Genomic DNA, 14,672 nt, shown 5'->3' with positions numbered 1-14,672 from the left:
GCGGCTAAGTATAAGGAGCTACAAAAATAGATTATTGATATGAATCGGTAATGATGCGACTCATTACTATTCCATTTGTAATAAAGTACGCAGCCCTGCCGCTTTGTTGTCGATTTCCTGCCACTCTTGCTCGGGGTCGGAGCCACGGACAATGCCCGCGCCAGCATATAACCGCACGACATTGCCGCTAATTTTTGCTGAGCGCAGGGAAACGCAGAATTCGCTTTGTTGTAACGAAAGATAGCCCGCGGAACCGGCATACCATTCACGGGTGAACGGTTCGTGACGGGCGATAAACTGCCGCGCCAGGTCACGCGGTAAGCCCGCAACCGCGGCCGTTGGCTGCAACTGATGTAAACAGATCACATCATCCGCTTTGTTGAGTGAAGTCCAGATACAGCGGCGCAGATGCTGCACTTTACGCAGACGCAGTACCTGCGGTGGTAAAACATCCAGCGTCTGGGTATCGGCCTGCAATCGTTGGCAGATATCTTCCACCACCAGCATGTTCTCGCGCTGGTTTTTATCATCCGCCATCAGCCACTCACCTAACTGCTGCGCCTGCTTATCATCAGGATGATTTGCTACCGTTCCCGCCAGCGCTTCAGTACGCAGCGCTTTGGCACGCCGCCGCCATAGCCGTTCCGGTGAAGAGCCAAGAAAAGCATTGTCGCTATCAAAGGCCATGTAAAAATGGTAGCAGTTCAGATTGAGCCGACGACTGGCAGCCATCATTGCTGCCGCATTGACCGGACTTGCGAAATGCAGGTCAGTCGCCCGAGCAATAACCACTTTGTCGAGTTCACCTTCGGTGATGGTTTTCGTTGCCAGTTCGATTAATTGCGTCCAGCCCGTTTTGTCCGGCCAGTGTTGTTCTCGCGTGGTGGTTAAATGTAACCCTGGCAGGGGCTTGATACTCACCAGTGTAGCGATAAATTCTTTTGCTTTTATCGCATCGTGCTGAAGGGAGCTTTCGCTGAATAGCGTCAGCCGCAGCGTGGCTTTACCGCCACAGCGTCGCCATTCCAGGCGGGGTAAAAGTAAATTGCCCTGCGACGGGTCAAACGCATTCAGCCCCCAGATGCGTAAGTCGGCATGTTCCGGGTGCTGGTGAAGAAAACGTTGCGCCTGGTCCAACGAGGTAAAATGGGTAATCGCGCCCAGGACGGCAGCTTCTTCATCACCATTACGTTGTTGCCAGTAGAATTGCGGATACGTTTGCTGACTGGCCAGCCAGCTCAAGGCATCAAAAGCATCTTTGAGAGGGAAAGGAGTATCAATAACCCGAATGCCGGGTGTCGCTGGAATCTCTTGCGACAAAAGGCGCAGTAGATTTTCCAGCGCCGTAGTGAGTGATTGCACGCGGACCTCTCCCTGTTAAAAGCCTCACATTATACGGGGTACTACAAAAAAAATGCAGTACCCCGGTGTAGGGAGGTTTTAACGGCGTGCCAGCAACAGTCCTAATACCAGCCCAACGGCCGCGCCCACCCCAATTCCTTGCCAGGGTTTTTCGTGGACGTAGTCATCAGCACGATAAACAGCCTGCTTCGCCCGATAGTAATAACTGTCTGAAGCCTGGCTAACCCGTTTTTTCACATCATCCAGCGCTTTTTCTGCACGCGCTTTCAGCTCAACATATTTCTGATCGGCGGGATCGCCAGAGGAGCGGAGCACCTCTTCCAGTGTTTCACTAAGCAGCGTCAGGTCATCATCGATACGTGTATCACCAAACTGATTAGACATTCTCGTTCTCCATTTGCGTAAAACCTGTCACTAACTATAGACAATGGTTATTGATTACGCCTGAATTACCTCGCGTGCCATCCCAATGTGTGGGATACCATCTTCTTCATAGACCTCCGTCACAGGGATAAAGCCAAAACTTTGGTAGAAGTTTTGCAGATGCGCCTGCGCCCCGAGGTAAACAGGTTTATCAGGCCAGTGACGCGTACATGTTTCGAGTGTTTTACTCATCAGCTGCTGCCCCACTTTTTCGCCACGCAACGCTTCACTGACAATCACCCGACCTATAACGACCGGCTCAAGATCATCATCACTTTTCAGAATCCTCGCATACGCCACCAGTTCATCATTTTTCCAACCGAGAATATGGCGATTATCCCCCGTCAAATCATCACCATCGATATCCTGATAAGGGCAATTCTGCTCGACAACAAACACCGCGCAACGCAGTTGTAATAAGGCATAAAGCTGGGAAACCGATAATTCAGAGTGATGCAGATCTTGCCATTCAATCATAATGCTCTCCTTTTAGATGTATGCCTTATACTAGCCGGAATATTTTTTGAAACGTGATGAACTCATGGAATTAATTTTTTTAGGTACTTCAGCCGGTGTGCCAACCCGTACGCGCAATGTCACGGCAATATTGCTTAACCTGCAACATCCGACCCGGAGCGGTCTTTGGTTGTTTGACTGTGGTGAAGGCACCCAGCATCAGCTACTGCATACCGCCTTTAACCCTGGAAAACTGGACAAGATTTTTATCAGTCACCTTCATGGCGATCATCTCTTTGGTTTACCCGGCTTGCTGTGCAGTCGTTCTATGTCTGGTATTGTCCAACCCTTAACGATTTATGGTCCGCAAGGTCTCCGTGAATTTGTGGAGACTGCGCTGCGGATTAGCGGCTCATGGACCGATTATCCGCTGGAAATTGTCGAAATTGGCGCTGGCGAAATTCTCGATGATGGCCTGCGCAAAGTGACCGCTTATCCGATGGAGCATCCACTGGAATGTTATGGCTATCGTATTGAAGAACATGATAAACCGGGTGCATTAAATGCACAGGCATTAAAAGCTGCTGGCGTGCCGCCTGGCCCACTGTTTCAGGCATTAAAAGCGGGCAAAACAATCACGCTGGAAGACGGAAGGCAGATTAACGGCGCAGATTACTTAGCCGCTCCAGTGCCAGGTAAAGCGCTCGCTATTTTCGGTGATACCGGCCCCTGCGATGCCGCACTTGACCTGGCTAAAGGCGTCGATGTCATGGTACACGAAGCGACGCTGGATATAACCATCGAAGCCAAAGCCAATAGTCGCGGCCACAGCTCTACACGCCAGGCTGCGACACTGGCCCGTGAGGCTGGAGTCGGTAAGCTAATCATTACCCACGTCAGCTCGCGCTATGATGACAAAGGTTGTCAGCACCTGTTACGTGAATGTCGGTCAATTTTCCCGGCGACTGAACTGGCGCATGATTTCACCGTGTTTAACGTTTAACTCTGCTTCCTACTAAAAACAGGGCGAAACTTGCCCTGTTATCGCAACCCGCGCCACATATATCCACCCACACGGGCATATTGAGCGATTTTTGATATTTATTCATCTCCGCACGCACTATATTCAGAGCAATAAGTTGCCTCTTTTTATCTTCATTCAGCACAACCTTTGCAACTAAAAGGAGCCTATGATGGTTACAGTTGTCAGCAATTATTGTCAATTATCTCAAACACAACTCAATCAGACATTTGCAGAAAAATTTACTGTGACCGAGGAATTACTGCAATCTTTAAAAAAAACAGCGTTATCCGGAGATGAAGAAAGCATTGAGTTACTGCATAATATTGCGTTAGGTTATGATGAATTTGGAAAAAAAGCCGAAGATATTCTTTATCATATTGTTAGAAACCCAACAAATGAAACCCTATCGATTATCCGACTTATCAAAAATGCCTGTTTAAAATTATATAATTTGTCACATACCGCAACCAACTCCCCCCTTAAACCAGCTGGTCCGGATAATTCAGATGATCTCCTGTTCAAAAAGCTATTCTCCCCGTCAAAATTAATGACAATTATCGGTGATGATATTCCTCTTATATCTGAAAAACAGTCGCTTTCAAAGGTACTTTTAAATGATAAGAATAATGAACTGAGCGATGGTACAAACTTCTGGGATAAAAATCGTCAATTAACCACGGATGAAATAGATTGCTATCTTCAGAAGATCGCCGCTAATGCAAAAAATACTCAAGTCAATTATCCTACTGGTCTCTACCTCCCCGATTCCAACAGCACTTACCTGGAAATCGCTCTCAATGATAATATTAAGAGCGATCCATCATGGCCGAAAGAAGTCCAGTTATTCCCCATAAATACTGGCGGACACTGGATATTAGTTTCGCTACAAAAAATAGTTAATGAAAAAAATAACACACAACAAATAAAATGCGTCATATTCAACTCATTACGTGCACTAGGCCATGATAAAGAAAATTCACTTAAGCGTGTCATTAATAGTTTCAATTCTAAATTCATGGGAGAAATGCCGAATAATAAGAATATAACAGATCATTTAACTGAACAAGAGATAACATTTTTACATGCCGATCTTCAGCAATACTTAAGCCAAAGTTGCGGTGCATTTGTGTGCATGGCAGCCAAAGAAGTAATTGAACAAAGGGAAAGCAATTCTGACAGCGCTCCCTATACGTTATTAAAAAACTATGCTGACAGATTTAAAAAATATTCAGCAGAAGAGCAGTACGAAATTGATTTTCAACATCGACTGACAAACAGAAATTGTTATTTAGATAAATATAGCGATGCAAATATCAATCATTATTATAGAAACTTAGAAATAAAATATTCACAACCCAAAAATAGAGCATCAGGAAAAAGAGTAAGTTAACATCATTGTTAATTAATTCGACCAGTCAGTAAATATGCTGACTGGTCGAACATAGTTTGCTAAAAAGTCATCACTGACTGATGCCAGTCACACCATCCGCCAGTTCAATCTGCGGGTATTTCCAGCGTATCGCGGCACGCGATTGCTGGTCTGTTGATGTAGTGGATTGTTATTGCTGTCTTTTCTTACCCTCAGATTTCTGCACCCTGTCAATTCAATCTACCAATAAATAACATAATTATTTTTTATTTCTCATATGAATTCCTTTTTAAAATAGCGAACCCACTGAAAAAATACTTTTTGTATATTCCTACCAACCGTAATAAAATAAACGCTCATAACTCATTATAAATAATAATGAAATAACGCCCTTTATTGATAATTTACATATGAAAAAAATAACACCTCTTTGTTTTATATCATTACTACTATCACTTCCTTTTATTATTTTTTACCAACCCTGGGTCAATGCATTACCGCCAACGCCCCGACACGCAAGTCCTGAGCAATTAGAAAAAACAGTTCGTTATCTTACACAAACTGTGCATCCCCGTAGTGCCGACAATATTGATAATCTGAAAAGGTCCGCAGAGTATATAAAAGAGGTCTTTATCAGTAGCGGTGCCAGAGTTACCGCGCAGGACGTCCCCATTACGGGAGGTCCCTACAAAAACATTGTTGCTGATTATGGTCCTGCCGATGGACCGCTGATTATTATTGGTGCGCACTATGACTCTGTCAGCAGTTATGAAAACGATCAATTGACCTATACGCCGGGCGCGGATGATAACGCCAGCGGCGTGGCAGGATTACTCGAACTGGCACGTTTGTTACAGCAGCAAGCACCGAAAACTGGCGTGCAGCTGGTCGCCTATGCGTCGGAAGAACCGCCCTTCTTTCGTAGCGATGAAATGGGGAGCGCGGTACATGCAGCTTCGCTTGAGCGTCCAGTTAGATTAATGATAGCGCTGGAGATGATTGGCTATTACGACTCTGCGCCTGGTAGTCAGGATTACCCTTACCCGGCAATGTCCTGGCTTTATCCCGATCGGGGAGACTTTATTGCCGTGGTCGGCAGAATGCAGGATATCAACGCCGTTCGTCAGCTAAAAGCGGCATTGTCGTCATCTCAGGATTTATCTGTTTATTCTATGAATGCCCCAGGGTTTATTCCCGGTATTGATTTCTCTGATCACCTTAATTATTGGCAACACGATATTCCCGCCGTAATGATTACCGACACCGCTTTTTATCGTAATAAACAATACCACTTGCCCGGTGATACCGCAGACAGATTGAATTATCAGAAAATGGCTCAGGTCGTGGATGGTGTTATCACCTTGTTATACAACAGTAAACAATAAAATTTTCTCGAGGCGGGTCCAGAAAAAGCAACATGCGCATTTTATTTTCCCTCATCTGTTTTAAGATGCGAAACATGAAATTCAACGGAGGAAAAATAAATGGGAATGATTGGCTATTTTGCGGAAATCGACTCAGAAAAGATTAACCAACTGCTTGAGTCAGCTGAAAAACCTTTAATGGACAATATTCATGACACGCTTTCAGGATTACGCCGACTGGATATTGATAAACGCTGGGATTTTTTACATTTTGGCCTGACGGGCACCTCTGCTTTTGATCCAGCTAAGAATGATCCGCTGAGTCGTGCTGTGCTTGGTGAACACAGCCTCGAAGATGGCATAGATGGTTTCCTGGGATTGACATGGAATCATGAGTTAGCCGCCACCATCGACCGTCTGGAGGCACTTGACCGGAATGTACTGCGTAAACAGTTTTCCATTAAGCGACTCAATGAAATGGAGATTTATCCGGGAGTGACCTTTTCAGAAGAGTTAGAGGGGCAACTCTTTGCCTCGATTATGCTCGATATGGAAAAGCTGATTAGTGCGTACAGACGTATGCTGCGACAAGGGAATCATGCGCTGACGGTTATTGTTGGGTGATTTAGTTGGCAGCAGAATTGAAGGTTGATGTATAAAGTTTAAATGAAACATTCGTTCTAAAAGCTGGATGTGATGCAGAAATGTTTTATCCAGCTTACGAATGATTTAACTTCGTTTTAGACTGAAGCATAAGGATTTAAGGTTATTGGGATGAAATTAAACAAGGCATTGGACTACACATTTCTGGTTAACAAATTAAAAGCGCAAGGAATTACATTCTATGCAGGTTTGAGTGAGGCCGAGATTTCTGCCATTGAGCAAACTTTTAATTTCTGCTTTCCACTCGATTTTAAAGCATTTTTGCATACTGCTTTGCCAGCGTCGGAAGGTTTTATTCACTGGCGGCAAGCGCTGCACTCAGCAAAAATGGAACACGATGTGAAGCAGACATTTAAAACCCCTTTAGAGGGTGTATTATACGATGTTATAAAAAATAATTTCTGGCTTGATGTATGGGGAGAAAAACCCCTTAATTTAGATTCACGCAAAGATCATTTTGATAAAATTTCAAACCAATGCCCGGTTTTGATTCCTTTGTATAAGCATCGTTATATGTCTACTTCTTATACTGGTGGTAATCCCGTGTATTCAGTATATAACAGCGATATCATCTGTGCTGGCAACGATCTGGCATCCTGGATGAAAACGGAATTCAACCTGGCATTACCTCAACATTACCAGGCAGATAAAAAACCAGTTCATTTTTGGGATGATTTTTTATAAATCGTGTCCGTTGTGGCGACGTGGGAAAATCTCAATATTATCCTTTACAAATTGCAGTAATATAGCGTCGGCTTCACTATCCAGTTGTTCACAGTGCTTCATAAATTTTTTAAATTTATCATCTTTAATGATGTTATTATGGTCTTTGCCTTGTGCTCTTAACTCATCATAACGATTTCTCGCCACAACAATAACTTCAGCCATTTCATCTAAGCCTACTACCTGTAATTGTTGGGGGACATTTTCCATCTCATAATATAACGCACTATCCAGCCCTTCCCATCCCCAATAGTTACGCCATTCACATACCAGCATAAAGGCTTGTAATTGTGGAGGCAGCGATTGGAATGCCTTAAAACCAAACCAAAATTTGCATGTCAGATTCCATTCATATGTTATTGCTAATTCTATATTACTTAAAGCATCTCCGGCATCCTTATTTTTACGTATAATCAATTCCGTCAGTGTATAACGCTGTTCATCAATACGCCGAAGAGCTTCTGCCATATCGTAGTTTGCCGCCAGCAAAACATTCTCTGCCTCCTGATGAGTGACGTCTACTTTTGCCGTCAATATATTGATTTGGTCAATATGAAACAACTTAATGGCTTCATCAACATCACCACCCATCTTCTCTAACAAACGCCTGGCAGCCTGGATACCGACAGGTACGTTCTCCCGAAGTGTGCGAATCTCACTTAACCATTCCATTGGTTTTCCTTGTGTATTGTATTAGGAAGTGAATCATTATACTTCGACGCAGATATAGATTTATATGTTCTTTTTATTAGCAACAATTAACACCATAAAAAAACCGCCGAAATCGGCGGTTTTTTTACATCAACACTCAACCTTACATCAGCGGCATTGCTAACCGAACAATGCTAATCAGCGGTTGCGGCCATACACCCAGCACCAGTACCAACAGTGCAGAGATCAGCACCACGATACCACCTGCGCTGTACTGCCAGTTTGACGGTGCATCGCGACCCGGTTGCTCCGGGGCGTGCAGGTATAAGCTCACCGCTACGCGCAGGTAGTAGTAGAGGCCGATTGCCGAACCGACAACCACGGCACCCACCAGCCACCACAAGTGTGCCTGGACACCGACCGCCAGCACGTAGAACTTACCGATAAAGCCCAGCGTCATCGGGATACCGGCCAGAGACAGCATCATCACCGTCATCACCGCCGCGAGGATCGGACGATGCCAGAACAGACCGCGGTAAGAGAACAGGGAATCAGCATCCGGGCCACGATACGGGCTGGACATCAGGCTGACCACGCCGAACGCGCCTAGGCTGCTGAACAGATAACCGGCCAGGTAAACCCCTACCGCTTCCATCGACATCTCGCCAGTTTGCAGCGCAATCAGCGCCACCAGCAGATAGCCGAGGTGAGAGATAGATGAGTAACCGAGCAGACGTTTGATATTGGTCTGGCTCAGCGCCATCAGGTTACCGAAGATGATAGAGGCAAAGGCGATAATCGCCAGCACCACGCGAATCGCTTCGCTGTCACCCACCGGTGCGTAGAGGAACAGACGCATCACCACGCCGAAGATAGCGATTTTGCTCGCCGTCGCCAGGAAGGTAGAAACCGGCGCAGGCGCGCCCTGGTATACGTCTGGCGTCCACAGGTGGAACGGCACCAGAGAGAGCTTGAAGCCGAGGCCGACAATCATCAGGCCAAAACCTGCCAGCAACAGCGGCTCGTTGAGCATGCCGTCGCCGAGGTTTTTACCCAGTGCAACGAACGACAGGTCGCCAGACTGCGCGTACACCAGTGCCATACCAAACAGCAGGAAAGAAGATGCTGCAGCAGAAAGGATGGTGTATTTGATACTGGCTTCCAGCGAACGTTTCTGGCGGAAAGCGTAACCGACCAGGCCAAACAGCGGCAGAGAGATCAGTTCAATACCGAGGAACAGAGACGCCAGGTGATTGGCATTCGCCAGCAGGATCCCGCCCAGAGCGGCAATTAACACCAACAGGTAGAACTCGTCCTTGTTGTCGTTATAGCCTTCAAGCCACGGGTAGGCGAAAGTACAGGTGGCGAGGCTCGCCAACAATACCAGCCCGGTGTAAAGCATGGCGAAACCATCAACGCGCATCAGCGGCGTAACGTCCATAGCGCCCGCCTGGCCGACAAACCAGAGCGAAACCAGCGCCGCGTTAAGCCCAATAACCGAGAGCGTAGCGTTGAGGAAATGATTGCGTCGCCACGCAATGGAGAGCATCACAACCACCACCGTCAAGCCGACGATCAGCAACGGTAGCAGTGCGATCAGGTTTTGTGGAGTTATTGTCATGGCGATTTACGGCCTTGTAGTAGTAACGGAATTAACAAACCACTGCTGGATATTGCCAATCGCGGAATGCGAGGTATCCAGAATCGGCTGCGGATAGAAGCCCAGCAGTACCAGCAGCACCACCAGCAACAGGATCATAAACAGCTCACGCAGCGACATCCCTGGCAGTTCCTGGCTGGCAATCTGGCTTTTCGCTTTACCGAAGTAAGCGCGATGAAGCATCGCCAGCGAATAAACAGAAGCAAAGACCAGCCCGAAGGTAGAGATAACGGTAATCATCGGGACAACCTGGAAGCTGCCGAACAGGATCATAAATTCGCCGACGAAGTTACCGGTGCCTGGCATCCCAAGCGTTGCCACTGCAAAGAACAGCGACAGTGCTGGCAGCCATTTCATTTTGCTCCACAGACCGCCCATCATGCGCATATCGCGGGTGTGGATACGTTCATAAAGCTGACCGCAGAGAATAAACAGACCCGCCGCCGACAAGCCGTGAGCAATCATCTGAATGACCGCGCCCTGGTAGGCTAACTGGCTGCCGGTGTAGATAGCAATCAGCACGAAGCCCATGTGGGAAACCGAGGTGTAGGCGATCAGACGTTTGATATCGGTCTGGGCGAAGGCCATCCACGCACCGTAGAAGATGCCGATAACACCCAACCACATGGCGATTGGCGCGAACTCTGCCGACGCGTTCGGAAACAGTGGCAGAGAGAAACGCAGCAAACCGTAAGCGGCGGTTTTCAGCAAGATCCCCGCGAGGTCAACGGAACCGGCAGTCGGTGCCTGAGAGTGCGCATCCGGCAGCCAGCCATGCAGCGGAACCACCGGCATTTTCACCGCAAATGCGATGAAGAAGCCCAGCATCAGCAGGTATTCCACGCCGTTAGACATCGGCGTATTCAGCAGCTCTTCATAATTGAAGGTCCAGACGCCGGTCGCATTGTAGTGAACAAAAACCAGCGCCAGGATAGCAATCAACATCACCAGACCACTCGCCTGGGTGTAAATGAAGAACTTGGTTGCCGCCGTGATACGCGTTTTACCGTCAGAAGCTTTATGCCCCCACAGTGCGATCAGGAAGTACATCGGCACCAGCATCATTTCCCAGAAGAAGAAGAACAGGAACATGTCGATAGCAAGGAACACGCCGATAACGCCGCCCAGGATCCACATCAGGTTGAGGTGGAAGAAGCCCTGATATTTTTCGATCTCTTTCCACGAACAAAGTACCGCCAGCACGCCGAGCAGACCGGTCAGAACGACCATCAGCAGCGACAGACCATCAATGGCGAGATGAATAGAGATACCAAAACGCGGGATCCACGGCATGTCGAATTCAGACTGCCACTGCGGAATTCCGGCAGATTGCATCAGTGAATAACCGCCCTGCAACCACAGTTGCAGCGACAGCGCCAGCGTCAATCCCATGGTGATCAGCGCAATCCAGCGTGGCACCTTGACGCCAAAGCGTTCGGTCTGCCAGCACAGGAAGCCGCCAATAAAGGGGATTAGTATTAACCAGGGTAATAACATAGCTAAGTATGTCCCTTATATTTACTCCTGCTCAGGCTATCTCACTCGCCAGCCCGAATCCCGGCAGTGCTCGCAATCCTCACGTACTTAAGTACGCTCCGGTTGCTGTGCGCTGGCGGTATCCGGTCTGACTTCGCCGATGACGCCTGTACTTCAGGAACAGTTACCTAAAATTTATTCTTAGTTCACAGACCCGGCGCAACGCCGGGTATATTCACTCAGCCAACAACTCAACGCAGTACCATCAACAGTGCCAGCACCACGACCGCACCGATGCTCATGGATGCCACATACCAGCGCAGATAACCGTTCTCGCTTAACAGCAGACCTTTACCTGCAAAGCGGGAAAGGACAGCCGGGATGTTCATCATTGAGTTCAGCGGATCGCGTTTCAGCAACCAGGCAATACCCAGGAACAGCTTGACGAACACTTTGTCGTACAGCCAGTCAAAGCCCCAGGCGTTGTACCACCAGGTACCCAGCAGACGGCCCGGCGCACTGTTGGCGATGGAGGTCACCAGAGTACGTTTACCCAGCCACAGCCAGGCTGCCAGCAGAATGCCGACCACCGCGACCACGCCTGAGGTAATTTCCAGGGTCAACATGCTGCCGTGCGCCAGTTCCGTAGTTTGCGGAAGCACGCCCTGCAGCGGCGGTACAATCAGTGCGCCAACGAAGGTGGAAAGGATCAGCAGCACAATCAGCGGCAGGCTGTGAGTAATCCCTTTCACGGCGTGAGCGTGAATTTGTTCTTTCCCGTGGAAGACGATGAAAATCATACGGAAGGTGTAGAGAGAGGTCATAAACGCACCGACCAGACCTGCCACCATCAGATTGATATGACCATTCGCCATCGCACCCGCGAGGATCTCATCCTTACTGAAGAAGCCCGCAGTAACCAGCGGCAGTGCCGACAGTGCTGCACCACCCACCAGGAAGCAGAGATAAACCAGCGGAATAGATTTACGCAGACCGCCCATCTTGAAGATGTTCTGTTCGTGATGGCAGGCCAGAATGACGGAACCGGATGCCAGGAACAGCAGCGCTTTAAAGAACGCGTGGGTCATCAAGTGGAAAATCGCCGCATCCCATGCCTGTACGCCAAGCGCGAGGAACATGTAGCCAATCTGGCTCATGGTGGAGTAAGCGAGAACACGTTTGATGTCGGTCTGTACCAGCGCGGCAAAACCGGCCAGCAGCAGCGTAACTGCCCCGACAATACCCACCAGATGCAGAACTTCTGGTGTCATCAGGAACAGGCCGTGGGTACGGGCGATCAGGTAGACACCCGCGGTTACCATTGTTGCAGCGTGGATCAGCGCGGAGACAGGCGTCGGGCCCGCCATCGCGTCGGCAAGCCATGTCTGCAACGGTAGCTGCGCAGATTTACCAACCGCACCGCCCAGCAGCATCAGCGTCGCCCACATCAGCATGTTATTGCCGTCAGCAAAGTGCGCGGGTGCCAGTTCCACCATTTCACGGAAGTTCAGGGTGCCCAGTTCGTTGTAGAGAATGAACAGCGCGAAAGCGAGGAACACGTCACCCACACGGGTCACGACAAACGCTTTCATTGCCGCTGCGCCATTCTTCGGATCGGTGTAATAGAAACCGATCAACAGATAGGAGCACAGGCCCACGCCTTCCCAGCCGAGGTACATCAGCAGCAGGTTGTCGGCAAGAACCAGAACCACCATGCTGGCGATGAACAGGTTGGTGTAGGCGAAGAAGCGAGAGTAGCCCTCTTCACCACGCATATACCAGGAGGCGTACATGTGAATAAGGAAACCGACACCGGTGACCACCGAGAGCATGGTCAGCGACAGGCCGTCCAGCACCAGATTGAAACCGATGTTAAAGTCGCCTACCGACATCCATGTCCACAGCGGCTGGCTGTATGCCTGCTCGCCGTTAGCGAAGAAGTCAACGCCGATAAAGGCGGTTACCAGCGCCGCCAGGCCCACAGAGCCTACGCCCACGATCGCCGAGACATTTTCAGACCAGCGCCCACGGGAGAACGCCAGCAGGACGAAGCCAATCAATGGCAAAATAATGGTTAAGGCAAGCATGTTCATCCGCGCATCTCACTTACTGAATCGATGTTCAGGTTCTGGCGACGACGGTGAAGTTGCAGCAGCAGCGCAAGGCCGATACTCGCTTCCGCCGCCGCGAGGCTGATGGCGAGAATGTACATCACCTGACCGTCGGTCTGACCCCAGTAGCTTCCGGCGACCACAAAGGCCAGCGCAGAGGCGTTAATCATGATTTCCAGACCAATCAGCATAAAGAGCAGATTGCGACGGATAACCAGACCGGTTAAGCCAAGAACGAATAAGATTGCCGCGAGGATCAGTCCATGTTGTAAGGGGATCATGCGTGCTCCTCCGTTTTTCTTTTCGCGCTGTCGTCTTTACGATTGCTCAGCACTTCACCCGCACGCTCTTCACGACCGACGTGGAAGGCCACAACCAGACCAGCCAGCAGCAGCATAGAAGCCAGTTCCACCGCCAGTACGTAAGGCCCGAACAGCGTAATACCCACTGCTTTAGCACTGATTGGCGTACCGTCGATACCCTGATCGTTAACACCGAGAATGGCGTAAACAATCACCACCAGCATGATGGCTGACAAAATTGCCGGACCAATCCACACCTGCGGTTTCAGCCACTGGCGTTCCTGTTCGATTTCCGAACCGCCCAGGTTGAGCATCATCACCACGAACACGAACAGCACCATAATGGCACCCGCGTAGACGATAATTTCCAGCGCACCGGCGAAGTAAGCCCCCAGTGAGAAGAACACCCCGGAAATCGCCAGCAGCGAAATAATCAGGTACAGCAATGCATGTACCGGATTGGTATGGGTGATCACTCGCAAGGTCGCAAGTATGGCTATCAGGCCACAGATATAAAAAGCGAACTCCATTGCCCCTCTCCTTACGGTAACAGGCTCTTGACGTCGATAGGCTTGGCTTCGTTCTCTGCTTCGCCCTTATCTTTGCCGTCGATTGCCATACCTGCCATCCGGTAGAAGTTATATTCCGGGTATTTGCCCGGACCGGAGATCAGCAGATCCTCTTTCTCATAAACCAGATCCTGGCGCTTGTATTCCCCCATTTCGAAATCCGGGGTTAACTGAATCGCCGTGGTCGGACAGGCTTCTTCGCACAGACCACAGAAAATGCAGCGTGAGAAGTTGATGCGGAAAAATTCCGGATACCAGCGACCGTCTTTGGTTTCTGCTTTTTGCAGCGAGATACAGCCGACCGGGCAGGCTACCGCGCAGAGGTTACAGGCTACGCAACGCTCTTCGCCGTCCGGGTCGCGGGTCAGAACGATGCGACCACGATAACGGGGCGGCAGATAGACCGGCTCTTCCGGGTACATTCGCGTTTCGCGTTTGGCGAACGCGTGCAGGCCGATCATCCAGATACTACGAACCTGGGTGCCGAAACCTACTAACAATTCTTTTAAGGTCATGGTC

At 49.1% G+C, this 14,672-nt stretch carries 15 protein-coding genes; 5 read left to right on the top strand and 10 right to left on the bottom strand.

Going from position 1 to position 14,672, the window contains the following annotated elements:
* Positions 1-66 precede the first annotated feature (66 nt).
* The 3 genes from menF to elaA all read right to left on the bottom strand — a co-directional run bounded on the left by menF (position 67) and on the right by elaA (position 2,262).
* Entirely contained in the window at positions 67-1,362 is a 1,296-nt protein-coding gene (gene menF / locus AABJ99_RS07890; RefSeq protein ID WP_039020247.1) for an isochorismate synthase MenF, read from the bottom strand.
* 78 nt (positions 1,363-1,440) lie between these two features.
* Positions 1,441-1,746 (bottom strand): stress response protein ElaB, encoded by a 306-nt coding sequence (gene elaB, locus AABJ99_RS07885; RefSeq protein ID WP_000070621.1) that lies wholly within the window; start codon positions 1,744-1,746, stop codon positions 1,441-1,443.
* Between the two features lie 54 nt (positions 1,747-1,800).
* On the bottom strand, positions 1,801-2,262 hold the full coding sequence (elaA, locus tag AABJ99_RS07880; RefSeq protein WP_000574094.1) for a GNAT family N-acetyltransferase: 462 nt from the start codon (positions 2,260-2,262) through the stop codon (positions 1,801-1,803).
* A gap of 64 nt (positions 2,263-2,326) precedes the next feature.
* Here elaA and rbn point away from each other — a divergent pair, with 64 nt between their 5' ends.
* The 5 genes from rbn to AABJ99_RS07855 all read left to right on the top strand — a co-directional run bounded on the left by rbn (position 2,327) and on the right by AABJ99_RS07855 (position 7,345).
* The gene (gene rbn / locus AABJ99_RS07875) at positions 2,327-3,244 is read left to right on the top strand and encodes a ribonuclease BN (protein ID WP_039020268.1); all 918 of its coding nucleotides are present in this window, start codon (positions 2,327-2,329) and stop codon (positions 3,242-3,244) included.
* Positions 3,245-3,431: 187 nt separating this feature from the next.
* A complete protein-coding gene (gene elaD, locus AABJ99_RS07870) occupies positions 3,432-4,655 on the top strand; it encodes an ElaD/SseL family deubiquitinase (RefSeq protein ID WP_338387527.1) in 1,224 nt (407 codons plus the stop codon).
* A gap of 389 nt (positions 4,656-5,044) precedes the next feature.
* The gene (yfbL, locus tag AABJ99_RS07865; RefSeq protein ID WP_115738503.1) at positions 5,045-6,019 is read left to right on the top strand and encodes a M28 family metallopeptidase; all 975 of its coding nucleotides are present in this window, start codon (positions 5,045-5,047) and stop codon (positions 6,017-6,019) included.
* 99 nt (positions 6,020-6,118) lie between these two features.
* The gene (gene yfbM, locus AABJ99_RS07860) at positions 6,119-6,622 is read left to right on the top strand and encodes a YfbM family protein (protein WP_046082637.1); all 504 of its coding nucleotides are present in this window, start codon (positions 6,119-6,121) and stop codon (positions 6,620-6,622) included.
* A 150-nt stretch (positions 6,623-6,772) separates the two neighbouring features.
* Positions 6,773-7,345: an SMI1/KNR4 family protein gene (locus tag AABJ99_RS07855; protein ID WP_115738502.1), complete on the top strand. Its 573-nt coding sequence runs from the start codon at positions 6,773-6,775 to the stop codon at positions 7,343-7,345.
* On the opposite strand, the gene AABJ99_RS07850 is transcribed toward AABJ99_RS07855, so the two are convergent.
* From AABJ99_RS07850 to nuoI, 7 genes are all read right to left on the bottom strand, one after another.
* The gene (locus AABJ99_RS07850; protein ID WP_338387526.1) at positions 7,340-8,056 is read right to left on the bottom strand and encodes a hypothetical protein; all 717 of its coding nucleotides are present in this window, start codon (positions 8,054-8,056) and stop codon (positions 7,340-7,342) included. The two genes, AABJ99_RS07855 and AABJ99_RS07850, sit on opposite strands and share 6 nt — an antisense overlap.
* Positions 8,057-8,198: 142 nt before the next feature.
* Complete coding sequence (gene nuoN / locus AABJ99_RS07845; protein WP_000156701.1) at positions 8,199-9,656, bottom strand: NADH-quinone oxidoreductase subunit NuoN; 1,458 nt, start codon at positions 9,654-9,656, stop codon at positions 8,199-8,201.
* 6 nt (positions 9,657-9,662) lie between these two features.
* Positions 9,663-11,192 carry an NADH-quinone oxidoreductase subunit M gene (gene nuoM / locus AABJ99_RS07840; RefSeq protein ID WP_039021423.1) on the bottom strand — a complete coding sequence of 510 codons (1,530 nt, stop codon included), beginning with the start codon at positions 11,190-11,192 and terminating at the stop codon, positions 9,663-9,665.
* A gap of 230 nt (positions 11,193-11,422) precedes the next feature.
* The gene (gene nuoL, locus AABJ99_RS07835) at positions 11,423-13,264 is read right to left on the bottom strand and encodes an NADH-quinone oxidoreductase subunit L (protein ID WP_039021422.1); all 1,842 of its coding nucleotides are present in this window, start codon (positions 13,262-13,264) and stop codon (positions 11,423-11,425) included.
* A complete protein-coding gene (gene nuoK / locus AABJ99_RS07830; RefSeq protein WP_000612644.1) occupies positions 13,261-13,563 on the bottom strand; it encodes an NADH-quinone oxidoreductase subunit NuoK in 303 nt (100 codons plus the stop codon). The genes nuoL and nuoK overlap by 4 nt, the downstream gene beginning before the upstream one ends.
* Positions 13,560-14,114, bottom strand: a complete 555-nt coding sequence (gene nuoJ, locus AABJ99_RS07825; RefSeq protein ID WP_000393511.1) for an NADH-quinone oxidoreductase subunit J — start codon at positions 14,112-14,114, stop codon at positions 13,560-13,562. Before nuoJ ends, nuoK begins: the two co-directional genes overlap by 4 nt.
* Positions 14,115-14,125: 11 nt before the next feature.
* Entirely contained in the window at positions 14,126-14,668 is a 543-nt protein-coding gene (gene nuoI / locus AABJ99_RS07820; RefSeq protein WP_000172749.1) for an NADH-quinone oxidoreductase subunit NuoI, read from the bottom strand.
* Positions 14,669-14,672 lie beyond the last annotated feature (4 nt).

The sequence above is a fragment of the Escherichia coli genome, from assembly GCF_036503815.1.
In the GTDB taxonomy this organism is placed as follows: domain Bacteria; phylum Pseudomonadota; class Gammaproteobacteria; order Enterobacterales; family Enterobacteriaceae; genus Escherichia; species Escherichia coli_F.
This window is presented reverse-complemented; position numbering and strand designations above follow the sequence as displayed.